We start from the raw sequence: 24,928 nt of genomic DNA on the forward strand, positions 1-24,928 counted from the left end.
GCAATGACCGATCGCGCCGCCACAGAGACAACATCGACATCCGGTGCCCTTGGGCTGACGGCCTGTATTGCCTTGGTTGTCGGAAACATGATCGGGTCGGGAGTGTTCCTTCTACCAGCGTCACTTGCACCGTTTGGGCCAATCGCAATCGGCGGGTGGATTCTGACTTCGGCAGGGGCGCTTGTTCTCGCGATCATTTTCGGAAGGCTGTCTCGCGTCGTTTCGAAACCCGGTGGCCCCTATGCCTATTCGCAAGAAGCATTCGGAGACTTTGCAGGCTTCATAATTGCCTGGGGGTACTGGATCGCACTTTGGACTGGGAACGCAGCTGTTGCTGTCGCGTTGGTGGGATATCTGGGATTCCTGTTCCCGATTATCATCGAAGTGCCAATGTACGGCCTATCGACCGCGTTGGTTGCAATCTGGACGCTCACCTTGGTTAACATCCGAGGGGTCGAAGGGGCTGGTTTGGTTCAGATCGTGACCACCGTGCTCAAGCTCGCTCCGCTGATATTGATTGGCATATTGGGTATCTTCTGGATCAACACTGAGAACTATGTTCCGGTCAATCAAAGCGGCACCACGGCGTTTACGGCGATTTCCGCCGCGGCTGCTCTGACGCTTTGGGCTTACTTGGGCCTTGAATCTGCAACAGTTCCCTCTGGCGATGTTATCGAGCCGGAAAAGACCATTCCACGCGCCACCGTGATCGGCGTGATTATCGCGGCAAGCGTCTATATCTCGGTAACCGCCGTTTCGATGGGCGTCATTCCTGCCGAGTTGCTCGCTGTTTCCGCCGCACCTCTGGCAGCCGTCGGTGAGGTGATGTTTGGTCCCGTTGGTGGTGTCCTTGTTGCAGTGGGTGCGGTGATTTCGACCTTTGGCACTTTGAACGGCTTTACACTGCTCAGTGGCCAGGTCCCTTACGGTGCTGCCTTGGATCGCGTCTTCCCTGCAGCCTTGGGCCAAAAATCCAAATTTGGAACGCCTGCCAACGCGTTAATCCTGTCAAATGCGCTGGCTTCGGTTCTGATCATCATGAACTATGCGCAAGGGCTGGTCGCCGCATTCAACTTTGTCATTCTGCTCGCCGTTGTCGCCAGCCTGTTGCCCTATGCCATCTGCTCTGTGGCGGAGATTATGATCCGGCTGAAAGGCGGGCAGGTCCTGCACGGCCCGGAATTGGCCAAGGTCGTCGTGCTGGGCGCACTTGGGTTCATTTATTCGGTCTGGGCCTTCATCGGCTCAGGCGCTGAAACCGTTTTGGTTGGCTCGGTCCTGTTGCTTATGGGCGTGCCAATCCATGTCTGGGTCCGCTGGAGTCAGGCCAATGATATTGAAGAAATTCAGAAAACCGATAGTTCGAAAGGAGAGTTGCAATGAAGCTCGGTGTTCATTCCGAGATCGGAAAGCTCAACAAGGTGATCGTCTCGCGCCCTTCACTGGCGCATGATCGTCTGACACCACGAAACTGCGAAGAGCTTTTGTTCGATGACGTGATCTGGGTCGAGCAGGCCCGCAAGGACCACGCAGAATTCTGTTCCCTGATGCGGGAACGCGGGGTCGAGGTCTACGATATTCAGGATCTGCTCGCCCAAGCTATCGCAGACGACCCCGCAGCGCGCGCCTTCCTGCTGGACCGACTGATCACGCCCAACATGGTCGGCCTGGGCTTTTCTGTAGAAATGCGTGCCTGGTTGGACGAGATGGATGCCAAGCTGCTTGCTCGCCATATGCTTGGCGGCATCATCTTTGCAGACCTGCCCAAGGGTATGATCGACGAACAGTTCGGTGATCTGGTTTCTCTGGGCGACTTCATCCTTCCCGCCATCCCCAACGCGCAGTTCCAGCGCGACCCCTCTTGCTGGATTTTCGATGGCGTGACGACGAACCCGATGTTCTGGCCTGCTCGTAAGCCAGAAACCCTGATCATGCGAACGGTGTATCGCCACCATAAGATGTTCAAGGACGCCGAGTTCGAGTTCTGGTGGGGCGATAGCGACGACGATTTCGGCCTCGCTTCGGTTGAGGGTGGCGACGTTCAACCGGTGGGCAACGGCACCGTCTTCATAGGGATGGGCGAGCGCACAACCCGGCAGGCCGTCGCTCAGGTTGCGGAAGCGCTGTTCAGGAAGGGCGGCGCCGAACGTGTCGTCGCCTGTGCCATGCCAAAAAGCCGCGCGGCCATGCATCTGGATACCGTCTTCACTTGCCTTGACCATGACAAAGTTACTGCATTCTCGGAAGTTGCGGACCAGATCACCTGCATCTCGATCCGTCCGGGTGACCGTGGAGATTTGGATATCCACGTTGAAAAAGGGCACCTGTTCGACGTCTACAAGGAAGCCTTGGGATTGAACTCGCTTGAGGTCATCTCGACCGGTGGCAACGAATTCCAGGCCGAGCGCGAACAATGGGATGACGGGAATAACGTCGTCGCCCTCTCGCCCGGCGTGGTCGTCGGCTATGCGCGCAACACGTTTACGAACGGCAAGATGCGCGCAGCTGGTGTCGATGTGATCGAAATCTCAGGCCAGGAACTTGGTCGCGGCCGCGGCGGTGGCCACTGCATGACCTGCCCGATCGACCGCGACCCCGCCTATTGAGTTTACCGAGGGCGCGCGCCCTTGCGCCCACTGATTTTTTGTTAGGGAGAGACAAAATGGCATTCAATCTAAAAGGCCGTAGCTATCTGAAAATTGCCGATTTCAGCCAGCGTGAAATGCTGTACCTGCTGGATCTGGCACGTGACCTGAAACGCGCGAAATATGCCCGCGCCGAACAGCCCTCGCTGACCGGCAAGAACATTTGCCTGATCTTCGAGAAAACGTCGACACGTACCCGCTGTGCATTTGAAGTGGCCGCCTACGATCAGGGTGCAAACATCACCTATCTCGATCCGTCGGGATCGCAGATCGGGCACAAAGAGTCGATGAAAGACACTGCCCGCGTTTTGGGCCGCATGTTCGACGGGATCGAATTCCGCGGTGCGGGTCAGGACATGGTTGAGACGCTGTCTGAATATGCCGGTGTTCCGGTCTATAACGGCCTGACGGATGACTGGCATCCGACCCAGATGCTTGCCGATATGCAGACCATGATCGAGCACGCCGACAAACCCCGCAAGGACATTGTTTATGCATACTCGGGCGACTGTCGGTCGAACATGGGCAACTCGCTGCTGATGTTGGGCGCGATCATGGGCTGCGACGTGCGGATGATCTCGCCGAAAGAAACCCAGCCCCATGACGATGTGCGCGAATTGGCGATAGAGCGGGCTGTAAAGACCGGCGCACGCGTGACCATCACGGACGATACCTCGGCCGTAGAAGGCGCGGATTTCATTCATACCGATGTCTGGGTGTCGATGGGTGAGCCTAAAGAAGTCTGGGCTGAGCGGATCAAGCTGCTGAGCCCTTATCAGGTCAACATGGATCTGATGAAGAAAACCGGCAATCCAGCCGTCAAGTTCATGCACTGCCTGCCCGCCTTCCACAATCTGGAGACCAAGGTCGGTCAGGACATTCACGAACAGTTTGGCATCACCGAGATGGAAGTCACCGAGGAGGTTTTCGAAAGTGATATGAATATCGCGTTCGAGCAAGCCGAAAACCGGATGCACACGATCAAAGCGATCCTCGTCGCGACATTGGGAGCCTGATCCATGGGACGCGTTGTTGTAGCACTTGGCGGCAACGCGCTTCTCAAACGGGGGGAGGCGATGACGGCGGACAATCAGCGCAAGAACGCAAAGATTGCCGCCGAAGCCCTCGCCCCGCTCTGCGAAGCGCACGAAACCGTCATCACTCATGGCAATGGTCCGCAGGTCGGGATGCTGGCCCTGCAAGAGATCATGTATACGGATGTGGAGGAATACCCGCTGGACGTGCTGGTGGGCGAGACGATGGGGATGATTGGCTACATGATCGAGCAGGAGCTTGGGAACATCCTGCCTTTTGAGCATCACATCGCCACCCTCTTGACCATGATCGAGGTCGATCCGAGCGACCCGGCCTTTGACAATCCGACCAAGTTCATCGGGCAGGTTTATTCCGAAGCGGACGCCAAGAAAGAGGCGGCTGACAAGGGCTGGACGGTGAAACCGGATGGCGAGTACTGGCGGCGCGTGGTGCCCTCGCCCCGCCCGAAACGTATCTTTCAGGTCGAACCGATCCGTTGGATCCTGGAAAAGGGCGCGACCGTGATCGCTGCTGGCGGAGGCGGCATCCCGACGATGTACCAGGCAGGCGCAGAACGGAAACTGGTCGGGGTCGAAGCCGTCATCGACAAGGATTTCGCCTCGTGCCTACTGGCGCAGAACCTTGGCGCAGATTTCTTTGTCATCGCTACAGATGCAGAAGCCGTGTTCCTGAACTGGGGAACGCCTGACCAAAAAGGTATTCGGTCGATCACCCCCGACGCGTTGGATGAGTACGACTTCCCCGCTGGATCAATGGGTCCCAAGGTGCAGTCCGCACAAGACTTTGTGCGATCCTCGGGCGGTCGGGCCGTTATTTGCGCGCTTGCTGACGTTCCTGCAGCCGTTCGCGGTGAAAAAGGTACGACGGTATCGCTAGAGGCGGGGGAAACACAGTTTCACTAGGCCCGAAGAATAGGCTTTGTTGATTGTAATGCCTTCTATGAGACACCGGGGTCGACACTGCGCGCTGCGCGTCACTAGATCGTGCGTATGGGTTATCAGGCCATAAAATTTAACTTCCTCTGACATCCTTGTGGGCGGAATGCTGGCCAGGCACAATGCAGACCCTCTGCCAAGAAATTGACAACGAATGGGTGCTTCAGGATGTCCATTCTAGCACCTTCAGTGCCGTTCTAAGCAAAGGTAGCGTCAGAGCCATTTCAGTCCGAACATTTCCTTCAGCGCAGACAACAGAAGCGTGGGCAGTGCGGCGATGAAGAACACTCCGAGCAAATGCGACAGAGGCAGGGAAACTGTTCCAAGCACGAAATGTCCAGCGCCGGTGTAAATGGCGAGAAGAGACAGCAATATGGAAATGCTCACCGCTCCAAGCAAGGTGCGGTTGCCGAGCGGCGACTTGCGGTAGAGCGTGGAGGTCGTTCGGGCGTCGAAAATATGCCAGATCTGGGCAAAGATCAGTGTCATGAACGCTGCTGTCTGGGCGTGTTCCAAGGAGGCGCCTCGTTCGAGAAACTCCTGGAAGACATAAAAGGTCAGCAGGCCGAGCATCGTTCCCCGGATCAGGATCCGCTCCTTCATTCCGCCGCCGAACAGATTATCGTCGCGCGGGCGCGGTGGGCGCTGCATCAGGTCGGGTTCCGCTTTCTCGAAGCCGAGTGTCAGAGCCGGTAGCCCATCCGATACAAGATTCACCCAGAGGATCATCAGCGGTGTGATCGGCAGGAGCGGGTCTGCCCCCATCAGTAGGAAGGCGAACAGGATCGTTGAGACCTCGGCCACGTTGGCGGTGAGCGCCTGCCGAATGAATTTCAACAGATTGTCGAAGATGCGCCGGCCTTCGCGGACTGCCGTCACGATGGTGGAGAAATTGTCATCGAGCAGCACGAGGGCAGCGCTGTCCTTGGCGACCTGCGTGCCGGTGATGCCCATGGCGACACCAATATCCGCCGCTCGCAGAGCGGGCGCGTCGTTGACGCCATCCCCGGTCATTGCCGCCACCTCGCCATTCTCCTGCATGGCATTGACGATGCGCAGCTTGTGCTCCGGGGTCACCCGGGCAAAGACGGCCGCGTGCTGCACCATCTCTTTCAAATCCTGATCGCTCATCTGGTCGAGCTCGACCCCGGTATGAACCGTCTGCGCGTCGCTGGTGCGAATGCCGATCTGTTCCGCAATCGCTTGGGCGGTCACGGCGTGGTCGCCGGTGATCATCACCGTTCGGATGCCGGCCCCGGTTGCCTCCGAAACGGCGATGGGTACTTCGCTGCGCGGCGGGTCCATGATGCCGTGAATGCCAAGCAGTACGATCCGCTGCTCAGGATCGGCATGGTCCAGATCCTCTTCTGCCACCTCCCGATAAGCCACGGCGAGGGTCCGGAGCGCCTTCTCGCCGAAACTGTCGATCACCGCCTCGATCTCTTCCCGCAAAGCCGGGGAGATCTCAAGCGTTTCCCCGGCCATGCGGACATGGCTCGCCCTTGACAGGATCACATCGGGCGCCCCCTTGGCGCCGAGTACAGTGCGCCCATCCGGCAATCGAGCGAAGACAGACATCATCTTGCGCGTTGAATCGAAGGGGAATTGCTGAAGCGCCTCGACCCGCGCTTCTGTCAACTTCTCGCGGGAAATCCCGACCTTGGCCGCGGCCACGGCCAGAGCGCCCTCAGTCGGGTTGCCCTGGATCGCCGGGCGCCCGTCAGCCTCGACCATACGCGCATCGTTGCAATAGGCGGAGACGGCCAGCATCTGCCGAAGATCCGTTTCGGCCTCGATCTCGGCCACGCTGCCGTCTTCGGAACGGAACTCGCCATGCGGATCGAACCCCTCGCCGGTCACTTCCCAGTCCTTGCCACCGGCCCAGCATTGCATCACCTGCATTTGGTTCTGCGTGAGCGTGCCGGTCTTGTCTGAACAGATCACCGAGGTCGCGCCGAGCGTTTCTACAGAGGAAAGCCGTCGCGCCAAGGCGTTGCTGGCAACCATGTTTTGTGATCCCAGCGTCAGAACGATGGTGACTACTGTCGGCAGACCCTCCGGGATCGCCGCGACCGACAGCGAGATTGCCGTGTTCAGCATCTCAGCCGCATCCATTCCATTGACCACGCCAATGCCGATCACGATGGCGACCACGATCAGGGCCGCCATGATCAGCACCTTGGAAAGGCCCTCGATCTTGAGTTGCAGCGGGGTCTTTGGCTCTTTCGCAGAGGACATGAGGGCAGCGATGTGACCGACCTCGGTCTCCATTCCGGTGCCCACGACAATGCCTTCACCAGCGCCGCCAGTGACCTGCGTGCTCATGAAGCCCATATTCAGACGATCGGCCAAAACGACGTCTTTGTCCTCGATCGGATCGGCATGTTTGTCAACCGGTTCGGATTCTCCCGTCAACGCGGCCTCGTCGACCTGCATCCGGCTGGCGGTGACAAAGCGAATGTCGGCGGCCAGAATGTCACCGGCTTTTACTCGCAGAATATCGCCCGGCACGAGATCCGCCGCCGGTATCTCGACGATCTCGCCGCCGCGACGCACGAAGGCCTGCGGTGCAGACATCTCCCGCAGGGCTGCCAAGGACTGCTCGGCCTTATATTCTTGCCAGAAGGAGATGAAGGCGTTAAAGACGGCGATCGCGAATATCGCAATCGCATCAACCCAATGCCCCGTATAGGCCGAGACAAGAGCACCTGCTATCAGGATGATCAGCAGCGGGCTTGCGAATTGCCGCAGGAGCATCTTCCATGGCGGAACTGTTGCAGTCTCTTCCAAGCGGTTTGGACCGTGTGTTGAAAGCCGCTTGGCCACCTCGTCCGGATTCAATCCCGTCTCAGGGTTCACGCCGAGGTTTTCGGCGACCGCTCTACCGCCCAACACCCAAGGTGCGTTCGCGTTTCCAAGAACCGATGGGGTTGTCTGTGCGAAACCTGACATTCTCAACTCCGAATGAGCAATTGCGTGACCGGATAAGTCTTGGGGTGCCAGTGCCCATTCTCAGCCAATGAGCCAACCTGCGCAGTTCATTGACGGTTCTCCAATTTGTGATGCGCACGCCTTTATCCAGATACCAGCAGCGACGGAGCTTTGTCATCTGCAAAATCGAGAAAGGTCAGAAAAGCAGATGTCCGCCATTGAATGGAATACGCCCAGCCTAGAGAGACCGCGGTTAGCCGACATTTAGGCTCTTCCTGTCAAAGGCAGCAATGTCCGCATAGCAGTCCCTCGGACAGATCACAGCGAACGACAGCACCGAGCCCATACCTACCCGGTGTGCTCCCCGCAGCGAATGTCAGCTTGTCCGGGCTGCTCCATGCTCGTGCGCGGCGTCCTCGCGCCGTTCCTCAAGTGCCTGTCGGACAATTTGGTACGAAGATGACAAGAATAGGCTCGCCATGATCGCAGCGACAATGAGGTCAGGCCAGCCCGTTGCGGTGCCCCAGACACCCAAAGCGGCAATCATCACGGCCACATTGCCGATGGCGTCGTTCCGCGAGCATAGCCAAACCGACCGCACGTTGGCGTCTCCATCCTTGTAGCTGACAAGCAAGAGTACGCTCGCAAGGTTTGTTGCGAGAGCCAGCGCACCGATGATCCCCATGATTTCGGCCTCTGGAACACCCACGTAGAACACCCGATAGACGGTCGAACCAAACACCCACGCGCCCATCAGGAAGAGGCTGATCCCCTTCGCCAAGGCTGCGTTCGTTCGAGCGCGAACAGAAGCACCGATCACGGCGAGGGAAATACCATAGGTGAGCGCGTCCCCAAGGAAGTCTAACGCGTCTGCTTGAAGTGCCTGAGACTTTGCATAGTGTCCGGCGGTCATCTCGACCACGAACATTGTCGCATTCAGCGCGATGACGATCCATAACCGGCGTTTGTATTCGTTCGACATCCCGTCAAACTTCACGTCGCTACCGCAGCATCCTGCCATTTTTGAAACCTCTTCAGAATCGCCTCGGTTCTAATGTAGTCTCTCTAGTGACTAGAGGTTCAAGAGGGTTTTCGCATGTTCTCAATTGGAGAGCTTTCGAAGCGGACGAAGGTCAAAGTGCCTACCATCCGCTACTATGAAGAAATGGGTCTCCTGGCTCCACCGGAACGTACAGCAGGCAACCAGAGGCGTTACACAAACGATGGTCTGGAACGCCTGAGCTTCATCCGTCATGCGCGTGATCTTGGCTTCTCCATCGACGCGATCTCATCTCTGATCGAGTTGCAAAACCATCCAGACCGATCATGCGAAGCCGCCACCGAGATCGCCGAAGGTCAGTTGTCCGAAGTGCGAGCCAAGATCAAACGACTCAAAGCGCTTGAGAACGAACTGAAGCGTATTGCTCAAGGATGTGATGGTCGCGGCGTGGCAGAGGACTGTTATGTCTTGGCCTCGCTCGCAGACCATGACCTATGTGGCCGGGATCACTGACCCTCGAAAGCTGACATCTATTCGGTAACTCCGAACGGCAGCTTTGTCCGCAGACCAGACATTCAAATGGTCTCTTTGCATCGCAGTGCAGCTAGCGGCGGCTTCCTGCGCATCTGGTGAATTCGCTGAAGCCTAGAACCTAGATCTGCGGCACATGATCGGAAAGCGGGCTGCGACGACAGACTTGTGAGGGAATATTCAAAGTCGGCTCTGGACCTTCCCTAGTGACGTTACAGGGTAAGATTAACGGTAATGCTGCTTCGCCTATGACGGCCTCGAAAAGCCCAAACTCCCGTGCTTCATCTACAACCCAAAGGCGTTAATCCGAGCAGTGATTGATCGTAAAGTATGCAATCAATTAAGAACATCGACCACTGCCCCTATTAGGTTCAGCACCTCGTGTGTCTCCCGGTTCACTTGGTAAACATAGTCTCCGGCACGCACATAGTAGCCGTTTCGCCGCAGGCCATATCGGCTAGGATTATCGATGCGAACGTACCCATTGTAGATGAAATCCCCGACTCGGTATCGTTTAGCTTGGCCGGGCGGAACGCACGGCACTGCTTTCTTGGCCAAACCCGGAGGACAGTTACCTGCTTTTGATTTCACGAAAACAGGCTGCAGTGCATTGTGCGACCCGATACTCTGTCCAAGATCAAGAGACTGGATGTCAAAACTCGCACCCGCAAAGGGCCCGGCCTGCATAGTGAACACCGTCGCCGTGATTGCCAAAGCCGTTTTCATCTTTTCCGCCTCCTTTAACTGATCTTTCCAATTATGATCATCTTCGGGATTTGACCAATGCATCGGCGGAGACTGGCTTACTGCCGAAGTCTTCTGCTGTGAAACTATGGTTCGCTTGGCACAACATTCTCATCTAACGACCTTAGAAACCCTCAAGTTGGAATGGGGCAATTGAAGTGGCGCCCGGCCAGACCAATCCTTTGTTCTTATTTCGTAAACAACATTAACCGAACATGAACAGTGTATTCTCATTAGGTTCAAACAACTTTGCGCATACTGACCAAGTTGGATCGAACGAGACGTATATCGTTTGACGGAAACAAGGGGAACAAAATGGTCAAACCTGCCTTTGTGACTGAAGATCGCAGCCCTGAAATTGCGATGCGGACCTCTAGCAAATCTGCTGAAGAGCGCCTGCAAACCGCGATGAATTCGAGCAATAGCCGCTTCCCTCCTATCGAAAATGCACTGACAGAGATCACAAAAAACAAGCGGCTATCCGAGGCTCACCAAAACGTCTGAAGGCAATTCGGCTGCCCCCCGACAATTCTCGATTTTCGCCCTAAACATCTGAATTGTAACAGGAACCCGTCCCAGCTTGGGGCGGGATTTTCTTGTTGCGCATCGCAATCATCAAGAGCTTGCGCCTAGCAGGCCGACTGAATCTACCTTCCAACTTAGTATCCGAAAGGCTTATCGACGCTCCAGCTTTCAGTTCGTCCTGAAGTGGAGGCTGGCGATGGCCGGGAAGCCTCAGGTCAAAGCCCCAGCAGCGCTTTAACCTGTTCCTCAACTGCATCCGTAACAGGCTTGTTGGCAGCGGCTTCCAGTGCCTCACGTTCGGCCAGATCTTGCTCTTCGACAAGTTCAGTCAACTCTTCCACCTCTTCAACGGCTTCATTGTATTCAATGGCTGCCTGTCTTTCGTCATTCAGAGTCTGGGCTTCATCAATCGAAGCGTCTAATTCGGCTTGGGCCGCTTCTAGCTGCGCTTCGATATCCGGATCACTACCGCCCGCGTCCTCCAAAGCTTGTTCAAGTTCTGCGACCGTATCCCGGTTGGTTTGTACCTCACCTACTGCGACTTCCAAGTCATCCTCGATTTCTTGAACTGTCCGCTCTGGTTCTTCCAACCCTTCAAGAAACTCCAACTGTTCTTCCAGTTCCTCCCGCAAAGGCTCTCCGGCCAGCACTGTGTCTCGGTACGTGGCAATTCTGCCAACCCGCGAATTGGGTGCTGCATTGGCCAGGGCCGTTGGGCTTGCATTGGCGGCGTTCAGTGCGCCCAACTCAGAGGGATCTGCACCAAGCAGCGCAGCCATACGATTGCCTTTTGCCCGGGCAACTGGGCGCTTGGACTCTTTTAAAATCACATTCTGGCGAACCGTTCTTTGCGCCTTGGTCTTTTGCGTTTGAAGGGTTGTCGTAGCAACCCTTGAGTTGGTTGCTGTATTGCGAGCTTTGCCTTTCCCGTTGAACAGATTTTTCAGAGAAAACCCTCCGCCTTTTTTGGTACCAGACCGAGCAGACTGCGATTTTGTTTTCCCCAGTCCGAATATCCCGGCCTTGGCCCCGCTACGGCTTTTGTCGACCCCTTTCCCACGGCCACCATTCCCAGCCGAGCTTTTGTCTCCGCGATCTCCCTGGGCGCCGTTGCCATTCCCACCGCCGTTTCCATTGCCACCGCCGTTGCCATTCCCACCGCCATTACCGTTACCACCGCCGTTGCCGCCGCCATTACCGTTACCACCACCGTTTCCGCCGCCATTGCCGTTTCCACCGCCATTGCCGCCACCATTACCGTTGCCCGGCTTGGCATAAGCAAAATCAGGAGCTGCGACGGTGGCTACAATGGCCGTGGACCCCAACAAGGCAATCGCGATCGTCGAAGCTTTAAGCAGTCCGCACTTGGTGGTTTTCATTTTCAATCTCCTCAAAACCTCCAGCAATGGCAATCAGCGCGCTGAGGTTGACCACGGTGTTTCGGCAGTCTGACTCGCAGTCGAATCAAAACCGTTGCCACTGATTTAACTTTAGGTCGCTTGAACGCAGGGCTAACTGCTTGTTCATCATCGGTTCATGTCTGGCCTAGTAGTCTTCGATGAAGGTGTTTGAGGGTGTTATGCAGGCCAAAGCGTTTTTTCTGGTTGCAGCTTTGCTGACTGTCTTGTCTGGTGGGCAAGCGGCGGCAGATGCACGCGAACTCAAACAGTCTGAACTGCGCATGGCGACGTTGTCAGGCAGTGCGATACGGCTGAACCGTGTGATCAAAGGCGTGAAAAAAGCATACGGCGGAACACCTGTTGATGCGCGCGCATTCAAAACAGACAAGATTTACTATCGTATTCTGGTCAAAAAGCCGGGCGGGAAAATCGTCAGCGTGATCGTGAACGCCGAAACCGGCACAGTCGTCTCGAACCGCTCAAGTACGGGGCGCGAGATTTCTGAAGCCGCACGCAATTCAACCAAATCCAAAAGCAACAACGCTCATAGTGCCTCTACCACTCGTGGAAACAGTGCAGGCCGAAGCAATGCCGGCGGCAATGGTAACGGCAACGGCGGTGGCAACGGTGGTGGCAACGGTGGCGGCAACGGCGGTGGCAACGGTGGCGGCAATGGTGGCGGCAACGGTGGTGGCAACGGTGGTGGCAACGGTGGCGGCAACGGTGGCGGCAACGGCGGTGGCAACGGTGGTGGCAACGGTGGCGGCAATGGCGGTGGCAACGGTGGCGGCAACGGTGGCGGCAACGGTGGCGGCAAAAAATAAAGTGAAGATCACGCTGGTTTAGCTGTAGTCTCTGGATATGCGAATACTCCTTGCCGAAGACGAACCCCAGCTTTGTGAGCAAGTCAAAAAGCTATTGGGTGCGGAAGGTCGCGTGGTCGACGTGGCCAACAATGGTACAGATGCCCTGCACCTGGGGTCGACTGAACCGTACGACATGATCATCCTCGACATCGGCTTGCCTGAGCGTGACGGCATTTCGGTCCTGCGCGAATGGCGCAGCGCGGGCGTCAAGACACCGGTCTTGATCCTGACGGCCAGAGATGGCTGGAGCGAACGCGTCGACGGCTTGGATGCCGGCGCGGATGACTATATGACCAAGCCGTTCCATATGCCCGAATTGGCGGCACGTGTACGGGCCATCTTGCGACGTCAGAGCGGTCAATTGAACCCCGTGATAGAAATGGGAGATGTCTCTCTGGATACGCGGAACGGGCGGGTTGCCGTTGGGGGCATTCCTGTCGATTTGACCGCGCAGGAGGTCGCCGTTCTGACCTATCTGGCGCACAACATCGGTCGCATGGTGTCGCGTACTGAGCTGTCGGAACACATCTACGAATATGACGGCGACAGAGATTCCAACACGATTGCAGTATTTGTGACCCGCCTGCGCAAAAAGCTGGGCTCCGATTTGATTACAACCGTCCGGGGTCGCGGCTATATGATTGATTCCGCCTAATGCTCTCGTTGCGCCAACGGGCCTTACTCGGAGGTATCGCTTCGGGAGCGTTGTCCGTAGGCGTCGGTACGCTGATGGTGTTTTCCTACATTAATACGCGCGTTCTGGAGCAGTTCGACGCAACGCTACAAGACCGGCACACGCAGGTTGTTGTTGGCCTCAGCGCCACCACGGATGACCCTGAAACCCTGCGACAGTTGGTATTCGATCCTGCGTATAGCACGCCATATTCGGGGCGGTATTGGCAAGTAACGGACAGAACCGGCGCCATCTATACGTCTGCTTCACTCTTCGATGAAACGATCGCCGAGCCTCCGCGCGGAAATGACGAAACAATCATTTGGAACACCTCCGGTCCAGATAGCGAAGCCATTCGTGGCGTTTATCAAAAGATTACGTTCGAGGACGGAACCGAGTGGGGCGTAACTGTCGCCGAAAGCAGGAGCGAACTGATCAACGAACGCAGCGCTGCACAAAGATACCTGCTCCCGGTTTTCGGATTGGTTGGTTTGATCGGAGTGGCAAGTTCTCTTTTGCTGATGTCCGCCATTGTTGGCCCGCTCCGGAAGTTGCGCGCCGATGTCGCCCATCGCTGGGATCGAGGCGATGAACTGACTCCCGAAGACTACCCGGAAGAGGTTTCGCCCTTGGTGGAAGATCTCAACAAACTGCTGCATCGAAACCGCGAGATTGTCTCTGGTTCGCGAAGACAAGCGGCGGATCTGGCGCATGCCCTCAAGACGCCGACGGCTATCTTACGAAACGAATTGGCGGAACTGGCAGACGCAGGAGCACATACGGAGCCTGCGGAAGAAGCGCTAACTCGAATTGACGCCCAGCTTAGCCGTTCACTCGCGCGCATGCGTGCATCAAACACCGGAGAGTTAACACATTCCAGGACAGACCTGACGAATTCGGTCGAACGACTGTCCCGGCTATTCTCGGTCATGGCCGAACGCGAGGGGAAGACGCTCGTTTCGAATTGCGAGGCTGGTCTTCAAGTTCGAATGGACCCCCAGGACATCGAGGAAGTGATTGGAAACCTCCTCGACAACGCTCTCAAGTGGAGCCGGACGACACTCCAAATCACCGCGAGGCGCTGTGACAGCGGCATCGAACTTTGCGTTGAAGATGACGGGCCCGGTATTCCGGATGGTGCCCGAGAGGAAGTCCTTCGTTCAGGCAGTCGGCTGGACACCTCTGTTAAGGGAACAGGTTTGGGACTGTCTATTTCCGTTGACTTATTGAATGCCTACGGTGGGTCGCTGGAACTCAGAACATCGAAACGCTTAGGTGGCTTGGCCGCCGAAGTGAAGATTAAAGCTTGAGAAAACCGAACTGTTCTATTCCGCTGAACGTCACGGCGTAGCTCCAGCTTGTTTGCAATCCATCTTCTGGATTAGCAACAATGCCGAATCGGTCGGTGGTGCGCGCGGCGAAAGCACTCTTTGTCCGCATAGCGATCAATCAGTGAATTCTACCCTATGACTGCTTTGCTGAAAAAATCAGTCATTTTCTTGCGCCGAATCTTGTCATCCGTATGCTCATTTTGACGACAGAAGAAACGGAGCATGAGCCTACATGAAGTTTTTCTCCCGCAGACCAGCCAGGACAATCCTGATCTTTTCCTCAGCTGAGTAGTGCTTGCGGGTCTTGCGTTTGATGCCTCTGACCAGCTTGTCAGCCGCGTCTTTCGATGTTCCGGATTTCTTGTTCATCTGCGCTCCATAATGGCGTCGATCAACCAGAAATCCTCCGTTATTCAAAACCCTAAATCTACCGGTAGGTGCTGAAGTCAGACATCCATCAACGCAGGTTTGATCGCTGCGTATTTAACACCGGTCGAGATCACCTCGTTATACCCGGCCAAATCCGTCAAACACGTGTCAAACGTCATGTGACCGTTCAAAGCCTCCACTATAGCAATATTTGCATCAATAGATTTGCAAGGCTCTTCCCAAAGCAATTTGGGGTCGAAGAAACTTGGGAGAACGTTTAGTGTGGTGTCTTGGGAAAGGGAGCCGTTGAAATCTGCGTGCTGCAATTAGTCCTAGTTCAAGACCTGCAGAATTTGTCTCACCGTATCAAGGTCGTCTGCCAACGTGCCGACCCCAAGTTTAATTTGAATAGCACGGGTTGACCCTCGATCCGCTCTGATCTGCTGAATCAATTCTTCCTGAGGACCTGGTGACAACGAGAACACTTCCGGAACCACGCCATACGCAGGCCCTCTTAGAAGCGCGGGCACGGGCAGGCCTGCGCGCTGTGAAATAAGCCCATGCCAAGCACAGTCCAAGGCAAACGCGATGCCCCTCAATTCTGGCCCTCGGCTTCGCCACTTTTGCAGAATTTCTGGGATTTTGCCGATAGACTCTGATCTCAACTCGAAGAGTGCCGCGTCTTCTAGTCGTTCAGTTCAGCCGTATTGTACAGGGGATATCGCACGACTTCTCCCTGAGTCGTTGAGCCATCGTCTAGCGCTAAGTGCAACATGGGACGATCGACGGATTGCATCGCCGCGACAGAAGATCGATACATCTTTCCCCCTTTGAACCTTATTAAATACGGCGTCAGATTGACTGCGACGATCTTCAATTCTGAGGCTCATGGGGTTGGGCTTGGTTTGGTGATCATTCCGTTACCGTGGACGAATAAGATCAACCGCGCAACGACTACACGGCGTCCAGGTCTGCATTTCAAGGACCGTTTGCTGACCGAGACTGACATTGGCGCAGATTGCGGCATCGGTCGCTATGGGTACGAAGCCGTCAGTCCAAGCGCACCGCAGAGAAAGGCAGTAGCGAGCCCAATATCGCTGATGCTTTAACGCGTATCAACGTTTATCAGTGCAAAGATTAACCGAAGATGAACGATTTGTTTTTCGTACGTTCAGGATGAAAAGAGCTAAAATGAGCGTCGATACAACGAGTAGACCGAGAAAGGGAAATTAAGGGGGGTAGGGAAATATAAGGGGGGTAGAACGTTCAGAATGTGTAGATTTGTTAATTTGATTCAATCTGTGATCTCTATCTCTGAACCTCTGAAGACCCGCTTCAAGTTAAAGTGGTAGGAGTACTGCTGAGACTTAAAATAGGCGAAAAATTTCTTCCGTATAAATGCAACGTTGGGTTGGGCGACAAATCGCGCTTCCGATACTGTGTGTGAGTTGTGAGTTTGGTTTTGATGGGTAAAATACGTAAGAAGAGAACCGACTTTGAGGAGTTACCCGAACGACTGTTCCGGGTTTGCCTGTTTCTGACAATTGTTTTCTCGTCGGTTCTGTTCGGGATATTTGCGCAAAGAAAGAACTGGCCACCGGTGCCGCAGCTTTTGTCGGCCTATAACGTTTTGGTCGTAGACAAATCACTGACCCGCGAGGCGCGGGCGTACCACAAACACCTTCAGCCAGCACGCGGACAGGGCAAGGGTGTTGTGATTAACACGAAACCGGGCCGTCAGGATAGCATTCTGCTGATGGGTTTCTTTGATGGAGAGAACCAGGCCAGGCTGGTGAACCGTAATGGTGGTGTCATTCGTAAATGGTCGCTGAATTACATTGATCATTTTCCTGATATCGCCACCCGTCCCTGTGCTCATTTCCGCAACCCTCTGTTGACCGATGTTCATGGCGCATTGCTGACCGAGAAAGGCGAGCTTGTTTTTAGCTACGAATATTGCGGGGCGGTTAAGCTAGATCAATGTTCAAGGGTTCTATGGACACTCAATGAGAAATCACACCACTCAATGGTCAGATCTGAAAATGGTGGATACCTGACGCTTGGTCGCAACGAATGGATTGCCTCGGAAGTTGTCGATCGCTTTCCACCCTTTTCGACTCCTGCAACAAGCGAGCCGATTCTGGAAGATGTCATTCTGAAACTTGATGAACAGGGGCAGGTTCTTGAAAGCATTTCAATACCTGGTTTTATCATCGATAGCGGCCTGTCGGCACTGCTGACCGCCAATGGCAGGGAAATTAAGCCAACGCGGGTGATCCGCAGTGAACTGGTCCACGCCAACAAAATTGATGAGTTGCCATCAGAACTGGCCGACAAATTCCCACTGTTTAAAGCTGGGGATTGGGTGCTTTCGATGCGAGGGCTTAATCTGGTGATGGTCGTTGATGCAAACACCAGGAAAGTTAAGTGGCACCAGACCGGCCCGTGGGTCCGGCAGCATGACCCTGAATTCCGTCCGGACGGAAAAATCTCGATCTTCAATAACAACGCATATCTGACCTCTTATACGGCGACCGAAAAAACACGGGTAGATGCGCCGCGCGACACCAACATCATTGCGATTGATCCGGCGAGCCGGGAAACGGAAATCGTATTCGGAAGCAAACCAGGTCAGGAGATGCTGTCGGTCGTTCGGGGACAGCATGAAATTCTGGAAAACGGTGGAGTATTGATTACCGAATTTGATGCCGGGCGTGTTCTGGAAGTGGACAGAGCAGGCAACGTGATCTGGGAATACGTCAATGAATATAATGCTGAATTTGTTGGTGAGATCACCAATTCAAAACTCTATCCGTCGGGGTATTTTGAAGTCGATTGGAAGGAATGCACATAATGAACCAGCCCGCTAATCATAAGTTTAAAGGTCGCCTAATCCCGTTGTGGCTTATTTGCTGCATGGCCTTTGCGACGCTGGCCAGTCCGGCACATGCCTATATCGGTCCCGGTGCCGGGTTGGGCGCGATTGCTGTTACGATTGCCGTCATTCTTGGTGTTGTGTTTCTGCTTGTCGGGCTGGTCTGGTTTCCGCTTAAACGTTGGATCGGGGGGCGGAAAAATCAGGCTGGTTCCGAAAACGATCCGACGCCATGATAGCAGCGATAGCCGTTTCGCTCTTGGCAGTTGCCGGATTTATTCTGGCCCTGTGGCAAACAAATATCGCAGGGACGGCCCAACACGTCGTGAGCACCTGTATGGCCGGTGTCACCGCGCTATTTGACAACCAACATTCTGACGACGCCAAGGAAGCGGCCGCAAGGCAAGCAGGGCTGAAGCTGCTGGTGGGTGGGCTGAACTTGACGTGGCGCATTGCGCTGGCTCTGACGGCGGCGGGTCTCCCGATTGCGCTGGCGGACTGGTCCGGAATCGCAACAGGTGCGGCGGTGCTTGGGGTCATGCTTCGTCTGGATTACATCGTCGTGGTATCGGTCCTTGCTTTTGCAGGCGCAAAAATTGGCAGCCGGCTACGACGCGCGGATACGGAGGAACATGTTGAAGGCGGCCAATACTCACCGGTTGACCAGTTTGTGCATAACCTTGCCTTCTCAGGACCGGCGATACTGAAACTGGCCTCGCGGCTTGAAGATCGCATGACGAGGCAATCTTCCACTGCTGATGCCACGCAACCTGTTTTTGTGACATCCCTGGCACGAGGCGGGACCACCGCTGTCCTCAACGCTTTGCATGATGCGCCCGAAGTGGCCACGCATATCTATCGGGATATGCCATTTCTGACGGCTCCTGTTCTATGGGATAAAATCGCGGGCGGGCCGAAGCGGGGTGTTCGGCGGCAGCAGCGCGCCCATGGCGACGGGCTGGAGATCGATCTTGATAGCCCTGAGGCGTTCGAGGAGGCCATTTGGAAATCGTTTTGGCCAGATCGCTTCAAGGGGACTTCGATTCCCCTTTGGAACACTTGCGATACAAACCCTCAGGCAGATCATTTTTTTCGGCAGCACATGTGTAGCATCATCAGGGCGCGGAACAGTCAGGCCGGACCGGAAAATGCGCTAAAAACGCGCTACTGTTCTAAGAACAACGCCAACATTGCCCGGATACCCTATCTGCTTAAATCTATTCCGGATTGCAGGATCGTCGTACCGGTGCGACGGCCGGAATGCCATGCTGAATCACTTCTGCGACAGCACATCAATTTCAGCAAGCTTCAGGCCAGAGACAGTTTTGTGAGCCGATATATGGCCGATATCGGCCATTTCGAATTTGGCGATCTGCATAAACCGTTTTTATTTCCCGGATTTGAGCCAGAGCACAAAGACACGTATCATCCAGACTATTGGCTGGACTATTGGATTTGTGCGTTTCGGGCGCTTCAGGAGTATAAGGAACATTGTGTTTTTTTGTTTCAGGATGATCTGCGCTCTGCGCCTCAGCGAACGATGGAGACCTTATGTGACATGTTAGGGCTGTCGCGTACCCACCAGAGATTCGAACGCTATTTCCTTCCCAATCCTGACGCTGCTACGGTTGAAAACCTTGATACCAAACGCTTGCAAGAGGCCCGCGATATTTATTATGCCCTCAAGGAGGCAACTGCCTGAACTGAAGGCTAACACTGTCCTAAAATAGTGCCGACTGAAGGTTGCAATCAATTACTGACTGTTAGCTAGCGGCGTAAACCCAAAGTAGAAGTTGCGCCTCCCGAGTTTTTTGGTAGGTCATATCCCGCCCTCCTGCCAACCGACACTGGAATTTGAACGTCCGGAAGATGCGGTTTTCAAACTGTCACACATGCGAAAGACCGAACCTCGCTTAACGGCAGGGAGGGGCTCGGTGCAGACATCCGACTAGTTCTGTAGAATTACTGTTTTGTGTCGGTGACCAGTCCGCACCCAATCAATGGATCAGCTTCTGCAGTTCCTTGTCGGCTCGGATCAGTTCGCTGATGGTTTTGCGAAACTGCTCAGCATTTCGCGATCTTTCACCGTGCTTCCATGACGGGTGGCTTGGCCCAGCGGCGTGTCCACCGCGCGCGCCGTGAACGCGGCACACGGTCCAACCTCTGACTGATGGAGCACGACATCGCTTGCCAGTGGACTTCGCCGTTGCTGTGCATCTGGGCGCATCATTGAGTCTTTTCGTAGGGTCCATGGGGTTGTCGTCACTTTTTATCATCGCCCCGCCCCCCACTGTGGATGTTCCCAACTATAGCCTGGCCACCTTCCTTCACCTCGACGCGTTCAACGCGCACGGTCTGATTTGCCTTTGACCTATACTTTTTGAGGGTTTCAACTTGGCTGGTGAAAGTACGCGCGAGTTTGTTAAGCGCCTGTTCCGCTGAATCTTGCTGAGGGAGAGTTTTTACATGGTTCAGGCGCCGTGCCATCAACATCGTAGCCTGATGGATCGCACCCATTTGGATCGCAAGCATGGCTTCGATCTCGTCCTGCGGCTTAACGCCAGCAACAACCGACATCACAAAGTTCGATGCTGTCTCGGAGACAGAGCTGTCCTGTTGCCCAAGAGTCGCGACTTGATCCATGACGCCCTCGAAGAACCGGTAGTCTGCTGTGCCGAGCTCATGCATCGCCAAAGCACAGGCCACCGTTGGATCTTTTCCCTTGTGCCCAACCGTGAGCCTGCGTGTATCTTCATCGAAGTCCAACTTGATGTCCGGTGCCCGGACGCGCGTTTTCTTTCGATCCCTCAGATCAGCAACCGCGTTGATTTCCGCCTCGGTGAGCTCGGAGCCCTTTGTCAGCAGATCGTTGCCATTGTCTTTCTGTGTCTTGCTCATGTCCGCCTCGCGTAACAGGGAGTGGTTAGTATTAGTGTTCCGTTTCAGAACCGATGGACCGTCGAGAAATCGGCCTGACCGGTTCTGGTTTGGAACCATGGGAGGTCTTTGGGTTCTCAAACGGAACCACCGAGGATGCTGACGGGTCCGTCTTAGAACCGCGTTTTGTTTTTTCGGGCTGCCAAAACCGCCAATCGTTGGTTGCAGCTTTTTTGCCGGACCGGGCCTGCGTCGCCTTGGTCGTCAACCGCCATTCGTGAGCCCGACGGTGATACCAGTTGCCTTTCTGCTCCAGCTCAAGAAAGCCTTTGTCTTGCAGATCCTCGAAAGCCCGCTGAATAGTGGCCTTGCCCAATCCGAGAGTTTCCGCCGCCTCGTTCATCGACAGAAAAACCTTGCCGTTGTTGCCACCGTGGTAGCGGGTGTGAAGCTCCAACCAGAGCTTCACTGCAGGTCCGGACAACGCTCGCCATGCCGGAGATTTGATCATGGCATAAGGCAGAGGAACATATTGACCCTCATTCGACCGTTTACCCTTGGGAGATCGCCGCCTACTCATGGCGACAACTCCGTGGGAAATGCTCGGGCAAACCATTCAGTTCAGGGATATCAAAGCTGATATGTGCCCGGACGAGCCGGATTAGGCCGGATTTGGACACACAGTAACCGAGCGTGTCCCAGGCCGCTCCCCCGGCCGGAAATTGGGGTCTCTGGCGCTGAAACAGCCATTGGATACTGTCCCGGCATACGGCGACGCGGTAGATACCATGGCGAAAGATTTCGCCGCTGTAGGTCTCAGCGGTTTCCCGATGATCAGTTCGGGAAAGAGGGCCAGTGTCTGGCCCGCTTGCATAGCTCTGGTTGCGCGGTTTGGAAACGGACACATCAGCCATGATCGATCCGTCCTTTCCGAATATTCACTCGTTCTACAGAGTGGCTCAAAGGCGACCAGTAGTACCGGCGCTCGTTTTGTCTTGTCGGCGCGGGGCATCCTGTGGCATCAACTGAACTTGCTAGGGTGGCAGTTGATGTCACTGGAAAAGCCCCATCTCCGCGCTTGGAGTTGGGGTTTTTCATTATGCAGCCTCGTTGTTGGGATCGGTGCGCCGCGTCGCCAGCCAGGCGTTCAGATCAGCGCCATGATAGGCGATCCGCCGACCGATGCGGATAAAGGCCGGACCACACATGCGGTGGCGCCATTGAGCCAGCTTTTCGCGGTTTCCCAGCAATTGCATTTCAGGGTCTTCTGGGAAGTAGACCCGGTCGTCATTGAAGACGTTTGCCATCGTTGAAATCCTCTTGGATCAGTTGCGATGGCTCCTAATTATAGGCAGCTTTGCCGAAGTTTCACCAAACTATTTCCTGCGCCTAAGCGCTTTCCAGAAGCGAGAAAACGCTTAGGCGTTTTTCCTGAACACTGCTTCGTATCTCGATTTGAAAGGCTCCACTGACCGCAACGCGGTTCCGTAGTCCGCATGAGTTTTTTGCGTTTTGGGGAAGTCCTCATGTTTCTCAACTGTCTTTTCCAAAGCTTGCTCAACGATGCGTTCTTCACTGACAAAATCGACCGCGCCTGACAACTGCTCGATTTGCTGCATCAGTAGCTCCAAGTTTTGGAGCCTGCGTTGTCGTGATGAACGCGCCCCGGCTTTTCCGGCCTTAACTCGAGTTTCTTTTGCTAAAATAGCCGCCTCTTCTGTCCCGCCTGCAATCGACTGTATTTCCTTGGTGTAGTAACCAGCGGCAAAATCGTCGTAAGTCACGAACTGGAACAAAAACAAACGCGCCGCAAGACTAGCCAGTGAAGAGTCCGGGAAATGGTTCAGGCAGTATTCAAATCGCGCAACGGCAGACCAATTCTCTCCAAATTTCTCTTTCATCCAAGCAATATGCTCGTCACCTAGCCATTCAAGTACACGAGAGGATGTCTTGTAATCCCCTTTATCTATTACACCAGCTTCAGAAAGAGCCCGATAGCACACCGAGTGAACATCATCATCGTCGCAACGCCTAAACATCGCAGTCATGAACCTGCATGGATCGTCAACTGAACCAAATAAGTCTTTTAGTCGTTTTGGGTAACCGTAATGTTCTCCGTACGTCAGGCCGATGGGCATTGCCTTCAAGTATTCACGAGCCGCATCCTCGGTCGGGAAATATGAAAGCCCTGTTTGTTCTTTGTCCAGACCTGTCCGACTTGTAACCGAAACTTCCCAAATTGTGTCTCCTTCTTGGAGCTCTTCGAAACCGTCTTGGTAATACCCGCCATTGAGCAGTTCTAGATTGGGTGAAAGCACATCACCTATCACTACCGGAATGATTTGATGTGCGATTATTTCTGTGAGCCTGTTGGGTTTAACCCACTTGTTGTCTTCCGCCATCTCTAGCAGCCCTCAAGACTGGTGTTACACACAAATCTATTCCAATCAGAAATCAAGCTTCTTCGTCGCTCCAACAAATCCGACCGTGCATAAGCCCGCTCCACATCGGACCCAACCTGATGCGCCAATGCTGCTTCTGCGAGTTCACGTGGTGCGTTTGCAGACTCCGCCGCCCAATCTCGGAACGAACTGCGGAAGCCATGCACAGTGACGCCATCTTGCCGCATCCGGCGCAGCAGCATCAGCATGGACATGTTCGACAACGGCTGATGCCGCTTTTGCCCCTCGAATACATAGTCAGAGGCCAGCGCGCGCAGCGGCTCCAGAATGGCCAGCATTTCGTCAGCGAGGGGCACGCGGTGGACCTGCCCGCCTTTCATGCGCTCCGATGGTATGGTCCACAGGCGCGCATCGACGTCGACCTCGGGCCATTTCATCTCCAGAACTTCTGAGGTTCGGCAGGCGGTCAGAATGGTGAACTGCAACGCCTTGGCAGCCATGGCAGAGCGGGTCTGCAACTCGGCATAGAATGCGGGCACCTCCTGCCACGGCATCGCGTCATGGTGCTGGACCTTGGCCTTGACGGTGGGCAGCACCTTGCCTTCGCGAATCGCGGTCACCGGGTTCTCGCCCGAGCGGAAGCCCTTGGACTTTGCCACGTCGAGTACCGTTTTGATCCGCTGCGACAGCCGCTTTGCAGTTTCGTGTTTCTCGGTCCAGATTGGCGACAGGCACATCAGCACTTCGGGCTGATCGATGCTGTCCACGGGCATACGGCCGATCTTTGGGAACGCGTAGTCGCGCAAGGTGTTGAGCCATTGCTGTCCATGTTTGGCATTCTTCCATGTAGGCAGGCGATCAATGTGAACCTGGCGGCTGAGTTCTTCAAAGGTCGGGATTTCGCGCTGAGCATTGAAACGCGGGTTCAACCCGGCTTTTGCCATCCGACGATATTCGAGCGCTCTTTCTCGAGCCTGATTCAAAGTGACAACATCAGCGCCGCCCAAACCAAAATCCGTTCTCAGCGGTGCGCCCTTGCGGTTCTTCTGCCCTTTGACCGTTACGCGCACGATCCAGCGTCGCGCACCAGAGGGGTCAACAACAAGGTACAGGCCAGAACCGTCGCCATGCCGACCCTGGCCAAGATTCTCTACTAGCTTCTTTGTCAGCTTCCCGCCGAGCGCAGCCATGGAAATACCACACAATATACCACTCAATAGAAAATATTAAGGACAACTGGGTAAAACTCAAGATGATACTACTAGATAGTAAGTGCCTGCTATTTATAGGAATACGGCACGTTAAACACGCCACATCAACTCACTGAAATAGGTAAATGGCGGAGACGAAGGGATTCGAACCCTCGAGACGGTTTCCCGCCTACTCCCTTAGCAGGGGAGCGCCTTCGACCACTCGGCCACGTCTCCATCGACGGGTATATCCTTGCAAGCGACGGGAATACAAGGCGAAATATCTGATTTGTGCCCCCCTCGGACAAAATTGTTGAACCCGTTGAAATCACGGTAAAAGACACCAGCTTAGATGGATCATGGGCCAGATTTGGAGAATTTTTCTGAAGCCTTTATTCAACGCGGTGCCACCAAACCTTCAGGTTCGAAGCGACACAGCATATCGATTCCCCGTTCTGCATAGTTGCGCCGATTATGAGATCATTTTCTGAAAGCGATGAAGTTCTCTTGTTACAGTTGGTTATGAGAACGGCGGTGAGAAAGTCGACCACGGTAGCGGCGGGATGATCTTGGTGCGG

General features: G+C 54.9%; 23 protein-coding genes and 1 tRNA gene. 12 read left to right on the forward strand and 12 right to left on the reverse strand.

The window, feature by feature from the left end; all coding sequences use genetic code 11:
• Positions 1-3 precede the first annotated feature (3 nt).
• Genes GOW09_RS17445 through arcC form a run of 4 tightly spaced genes read left to right on the forward strand, consistent with a single transcriptional unit; the run spans position 4 to position 4,603 of the window.
• Positions 4-1,383 (forward strand): amino acid permease, encoded by a 1,380-nt coding sequence (locus GOW09_RS17445; RefSeq protein ID WP_171119807.1) that lies wholly within the window; start codon positions 4-6, stop codon positions 1,381-1,383.
• Entirely contained in the window at positions 1,380-2,606 is a 1,227-nt protein-coding gene (locus tag GOW09_RS17450) for an arginine deiminase (protein ID WP_171119808.1), read from the forward strand. The genes GOW09_RS17445 and GOW09_RS17450 overlap by 4 nt, the downstream gene beginning before the upstream one ends.
• A 56-nt stretch (positions 2,607-2,662) precedes the next feature.
• Positions 2,663-3,661, forward strand: a complete 999-nt coding sequence (gene argF / locus GOW09_RS17455) for an ornithine carbamoyltransferase (protein WP_171119809.1) — start codon at positions 2,663-2,665, stop codon at positions 3,659-3,661.
• Positions 3,662-3,664: 3 nt separating this feature from the next.
• Positions 3,665-4,603 (forward strand): carbamate kinase, encoded by a 939-nt coding sequence (gene arcC, locus GOW09_RS17460; protein WP_171119810.1) that lies wholly within the window; start codon positions 3,665-3,667, stop codon positions 4,601-4,603.
• A gap of 246 nt (positions 4,604-4,849) precedes the next feature.
• On the opposite strand, the gene GOW09_RS17465 is transcribed toward arcC, so the two are convergent.
• Positions 4,850-7,588, reverse strand: a complete 2,739-nt coding sequence (locus GOW09_RS17465; protein ID WP_171119811.1) for a cation-translocating P-type ATPase — start codon at positions 7,586-7,588, stop codon at positions 4,850-4,852.
• Between the two features lie 355 nt (positions 7,589-7,943).
• Positions 7,944-8,588, reverse strand: a complete 645-nt coding sequence (locus tag GOW09_RS17470; protein WP_170363787.1) for a cation transporter — start codon at positions 8,586-8,588, stop codon at positions 7,944-7,946.
• A gap of 75 nt (positions 8,589-8,663) precedes the next feature.
• Between GOW09_RS17470 and GOW09_RS17475 the strand changes: the two genes are divergently transcribed.
• Complete coding sequence (locus GOW09_RS17475) at positions 8,664-9,080, forward strand: helix-turn-helix domain-containing protein (protein ID WP_170363786.1); 417 nt, start codon at positions 8,664-8,666, stop codon at positions 9,078-9,080.
• A 354-nt stretch (positions 9,081-9,434) separates the two neighbouring features.
• Here GOW09_RS17475 and GOW09_RS22685 read toward each other — a convergent pair whose 3' ends face one another.
• Positions 9,435-9,887, reverse strand: coding sequence for a hypothetical protein (locus GOW09_RS22685; protein WP_253282657.1), 453 nt, complete (start codon positions 9,885-9,887; stop codon positions 9,435-9,437).
• A 270-nt stretch (positions 9,888-10,157) separates the two neighbouring features.
• Here GOW09_RS22685 and GOW09_RS17485 point away from each other — a divergent pair, with 270 nt between their 5' ends.
• Complete coding sequence (locus GOW09_RS17485) at positions 10,158-10,346, forward strand: hypothetical protein (RefSeq protein WP_171119812.1); 189 nt, start codon at positions 10,158-10,160, stop codon at positions 10,344-10,346.
• Positions 10,347-10,582: 236 nt separating this feature from the next.
• Here the strand turns inward: GOW09_RS17485 and GOW09_RS22395 are convergent, their stop codons facing one another.
• Entirely contained in the window at positions 10,583-11,746 is a 1,164-nt protein-coding gene (locus GOW09_RS22395; RefSeq protein ID WP_216600300.1) for a hypothetical protein, read from the reverse strand.
• A 179-nt stretch (positions 11,747-11,925) separates the two neighbouring features.
• On the opposite strand from GOW09_RS22395, the gene GOW09_RS17495 reads away from it, so the two are divergent.
• The 3 genes from GOW09_RS17495 (at position 11,926) to GOW09_RS17505 (ending at position 14,616) form a co-directional block, all read left to right on the forward strand.
• On the forward strand, positions 11,926-12,591 hold the full coding sequence (locus tag GOW09_RS17495) for a PepSY domain-containing protein (protein ID WP_171119813.1): 666 nt from the start codon (positions 11,926-11,928) through the stop codon (positions 12,589-12,591).
• Between the two features lie 37 nt (positions 12,592-12,628).
• On the forward strand, positions 12,629-13,288 hold the full coding sequence (locus GOW09_RS17500; RefSeq protein WP_171119814.1) for a response regulator transcription factor: 660 nt from the start codon (positions 12,629-12,631) through the stop codon (positions 13,286-13,288).
• A 74-nt stretch (positions 13,289-13,362) separates the two neighbouring features.
• Positions 13,363-14,616, forward strand: a complete 1,254-nt coding sequence (locus GOW09_RS17505; protein WP_171119815.1) for a HAMP domain-containing sensor histidine kinase — start codon at positions 13,363-13,365, stop codon at positions 14,614-14,616.
• A gap of 249 nt (positions 14,617-14,865) precedes the next feature.
• Here the strand turns inward: GOW09_RS17505 and GOW09_RS17510 are convergent, their stop codons facing one another.
• The gene (locus GOW09_RS17510) at positions 14,866-15,006 is read right to left on the reverse strand and encodes a hypothetical protein (protein WP_171119816.1); all 141 of its coding nucleotides are present in this window, start codon (positions 15,004-15,006) and stop codon (positions 14,866-14,868) included.
• Positions 15,007-16,456: 1,450 nt separating this feature from the next.
• Between GOW09_RS17510 and GOW09_RS17515 the strand changes: the two genes are divergently transcribed.
• The 3 genes from GOW09_RS17515 to GOW09_RS17525 all read left to right on the forward strand — a co-directional run bounded on the left by GOW09_RS17515 (position 16,457) and on the right by GOW09_RS17525 (position 19,583).
• Positions 16,457-17,860 (forward strand): arylsulfotransferase family protein, encoded by a 1,404-nt coding sequence (locus GOW09_RS17515; protein ID WP_171364717.1) that lies wholly within the window; start codon positions 16,457-16,459, stop codon positions 17,858-17,860.
• Between the two features lie 62 nt (positions 17,861-17,922).
• On the forward strand, positions 17,923-18,117 hold the full coding sequence (locus GOW09_RS17520; protein WP_171119836.1) for a hypothetical protein: 195 nt from the start codon (positions 17,923-17,925) through the stop codon (positions 18,115-18,117).
• A gap of 23 nt (positions 18,118-18,140) precedes the next feature.
• Entirely contained in the window at positions 18,141-19,583 is a 1,443-nt protein-coding gene (locus GOW09_RS17525) for a sulfotransferase (protein WP_217360288.1), read from the forward strand.
• 560 nt (positions 19,584-20,143) lie between these two features.
• Here GOW09_RS17525 and GOW09_RS17530 read toward each other — a convergent pair.
• The 7 genes from GOW09_RS17530 to GOW09_RS22400 all read right to left on the reverse strand — a co-directional run.
• Positions 20,144-20,779 (reverse strand): hypothetical protein, encoded by a 636-nt coding sequence (locus GOW09_RS17530; RefSeq protein ID WP_171119819.1) that lies wholly within the window; start codon positions 20,777-20,779, stop codon positions 20,144-20,146.
• Positions 20,780-20,810: 31 nt separating this feature from the next.
• Complete coding sequence (locus GOW09_RS17535; RefSeq protein ID WP_171119820.1) at positions 20,811-21,338, reverse strand: helix-turn-helix domain-containing protein; 528 nt, start codon at positions 21,336-21,338, stop codon at positions 20,811-20,813.
• 517 nt (positions 21,339-21,855) lie between these two features.
• Positions 21,856-22,065, reverse strand: coding sequence for a MerR family transcriptional regulator (locus tag GOW09_RS17540; RefSeq protein WP_170707014.1), 210 nt, complete (start codon positions 22,063-22,065; stop codon positions 21,856-21,858).
• 111 nt (positions 22,066-22,176) lie between these two features.
• On the reverse strand, positions 22,177-23,160 hold the full coding sequence (locus GOW09_RS17545) for a hypothetical protein (protein WP_171119821.1): 984 nt from the start codon (positions 23,158-23,160) through the stop codon (positions 22,177-22,179).
• Between the two features lie 2 nt (positions 23,161-23,162).
• Positions 23,163-24,350, reverse strand: coding sequence for a site-specific integrase (locus GOW09_RS17550; RefSeq protein WP_171119822.1), 1,188 nt, complete (start codon positions 24,348-24,350; stop codon positions 23,163-23,165).
• Between the two features lie 147 nt (positions 24,351-24,497).
• A tRNA-Ser gene (locus GOW09_RS17555) sits at positions 24,498-24,587 on the reverse strand.
• Between the two features lie 155 nt (positions 24,588-24,742).
• A partial coding sequence (locus tag GOW09_RS22400; protein WP_216602525.1) for a hypothetical protein occupies positions 24,743-24,928 on the reverse strand: 186 nt, incomplete at its 5' end.

Origin of the sequence: Ruegeria sp. HKCCA5463, from assembly GCF_013034175.1 — a bacterium.
In the GTDB taxonomy this organism is placed as follows: domain Bacteria; phylum Pseudomonadota; class Alphaproteobacteria; order Rhodobacterales; family Rhodobacteraceae; genus Ruegeria.

Coding starts and splice junctions, on each gene's coding strand:
- GOW09_RS17500 (WP_171119814.1), top strand. CDS start 12,629: ATGCGAATACTCCTTGCCGAAGACGAACCCCAGCTTTGTGAGCAAGTC.
- GOW09_RS17470 (WP_170363787.1), bottom strand. CDS start 8,588: ATGGCAGGATGCTGCGGTAGCGACGTGAAGTTTGACGGGATGTCGAAC.
- GOW09_RS17485 (WP_171119812.1), top strand. CDS start 10,158: ATGGTCAAACCTGCCTTTGTGACTGAAGATCGCAGCCCTGAAATTGCG.
- GOW09_RS17520 (WP_171119836.1), top strand. CDS start 17,923: ATGGCCTTTGCGACGCTGGCCAGTCCGGCACATGCCTATATCGGTCCC.
- GOW09_RS17475 (WP_170363786.1), top strand. CDS start 8,664: ATGTTCTCAATTGGAGAGCTTTCGAAGCGGACGAAGGTCAAAGTGCCT.
- GOW09_RS17545 (WP_171119821.1), bottom strand. CDS start 23,160: ATGGCGGAAGACAACAAGTGGGTTAAACCCAACAGGCTCACAGAAATA.
- GOW09_RS17540 (WP_170707014.1), bottom strand. CDS start 22,065: ATGGCAAACGTCTTCAATGACGACCGGGTCTACTTCCCAGAAGACCCT.
- GOW09_RS17505 (WP_171119815.1), top strand. CDS start 13,363: ATGGTGTTTTCCTACATTAATACGCGCGTTCTGGAGCAGTTCGACGCA.
- GOW09_RS17445 (WP_171119807.1), top strand. CDS start 4: ATGACCGATCGCGCCGCCACAGAGACAACATCGACATCCGGTGCCCTT.
- arcC (WP_171119810.1), top strand. CDS start 3,665: ATGGGACGCGTTGTTGTAGCACTTGGCGGCAACGCGCTTCTCAAACGG.
- GOW09_RS17530 (WP_171119819.1), bottom strand. CDS start 20,779: ATGAGCAAGACACAGAAAGACAATGGCAACGATCTGCTGACAAAGGGC.
- GOW09_RS22685 (WP_253282657.1), bottom strand. CDS start 9,887: ATGCATTGGTCAAATCCCGAAGATGATCATAATTGGAAAGATCAGTTA.
- argF (WP_171119809.1), top strand. CDS start 2,663: ATGGCATTCAATCTAAAAGGCCGTAGCTATCTGAAAATTGCCGATTTC.
- GOW09_RS17535 (WP_171119820.1), bottom strand. CDS start 21,338: ATGAGTAGGCGGCGATCTCCCAAGGGTAAACGGTCGAATGAGGGTCAA.
- GOW09_RS17495 (WP_171119813.1), top strand. CDS start 11,926: ATGAAGGTGTTTGAGGGTGTTATGCAGGCCAAAGCGTTTTTTCTGGTT.
- GOW09_RS17550 (WP_171119822.1), bottom strand. CDS start 24,350: ATGGCTGCGCTCGGCGGGAAGCTGACAAAGAAGCTAGTAGAGAATCTT.
- GOW09_RS17465 (WP_171119811.1), bottom strand. CDS start 7,588: ATGTCAGGTTTCGCACAGACAACCCCATCGGTTCTTGGAAACGCGAAC.
- GOW09_RS22395 (WP_216600300.1), bottom strand. CDS start 11,746: ATGAAAACCACCAAGTGCGGACTGCTTAAAGCTTCGACGATCGCGATT.
- GOW09_RS17450 (WP_171119808.1), top strand. CDS start 1,380: ATGAAGCTCGGTGTTCATTCCGAGATCGGAAAGCTCAACAAGGTGATC.
- GOW09_RS17510 (WP_171119816.1), bottom strand. CDS start 15,006: ATGAACAAGAAATCCGGAACATCGAAAGACGCGGCTGACAAGCTGGTC.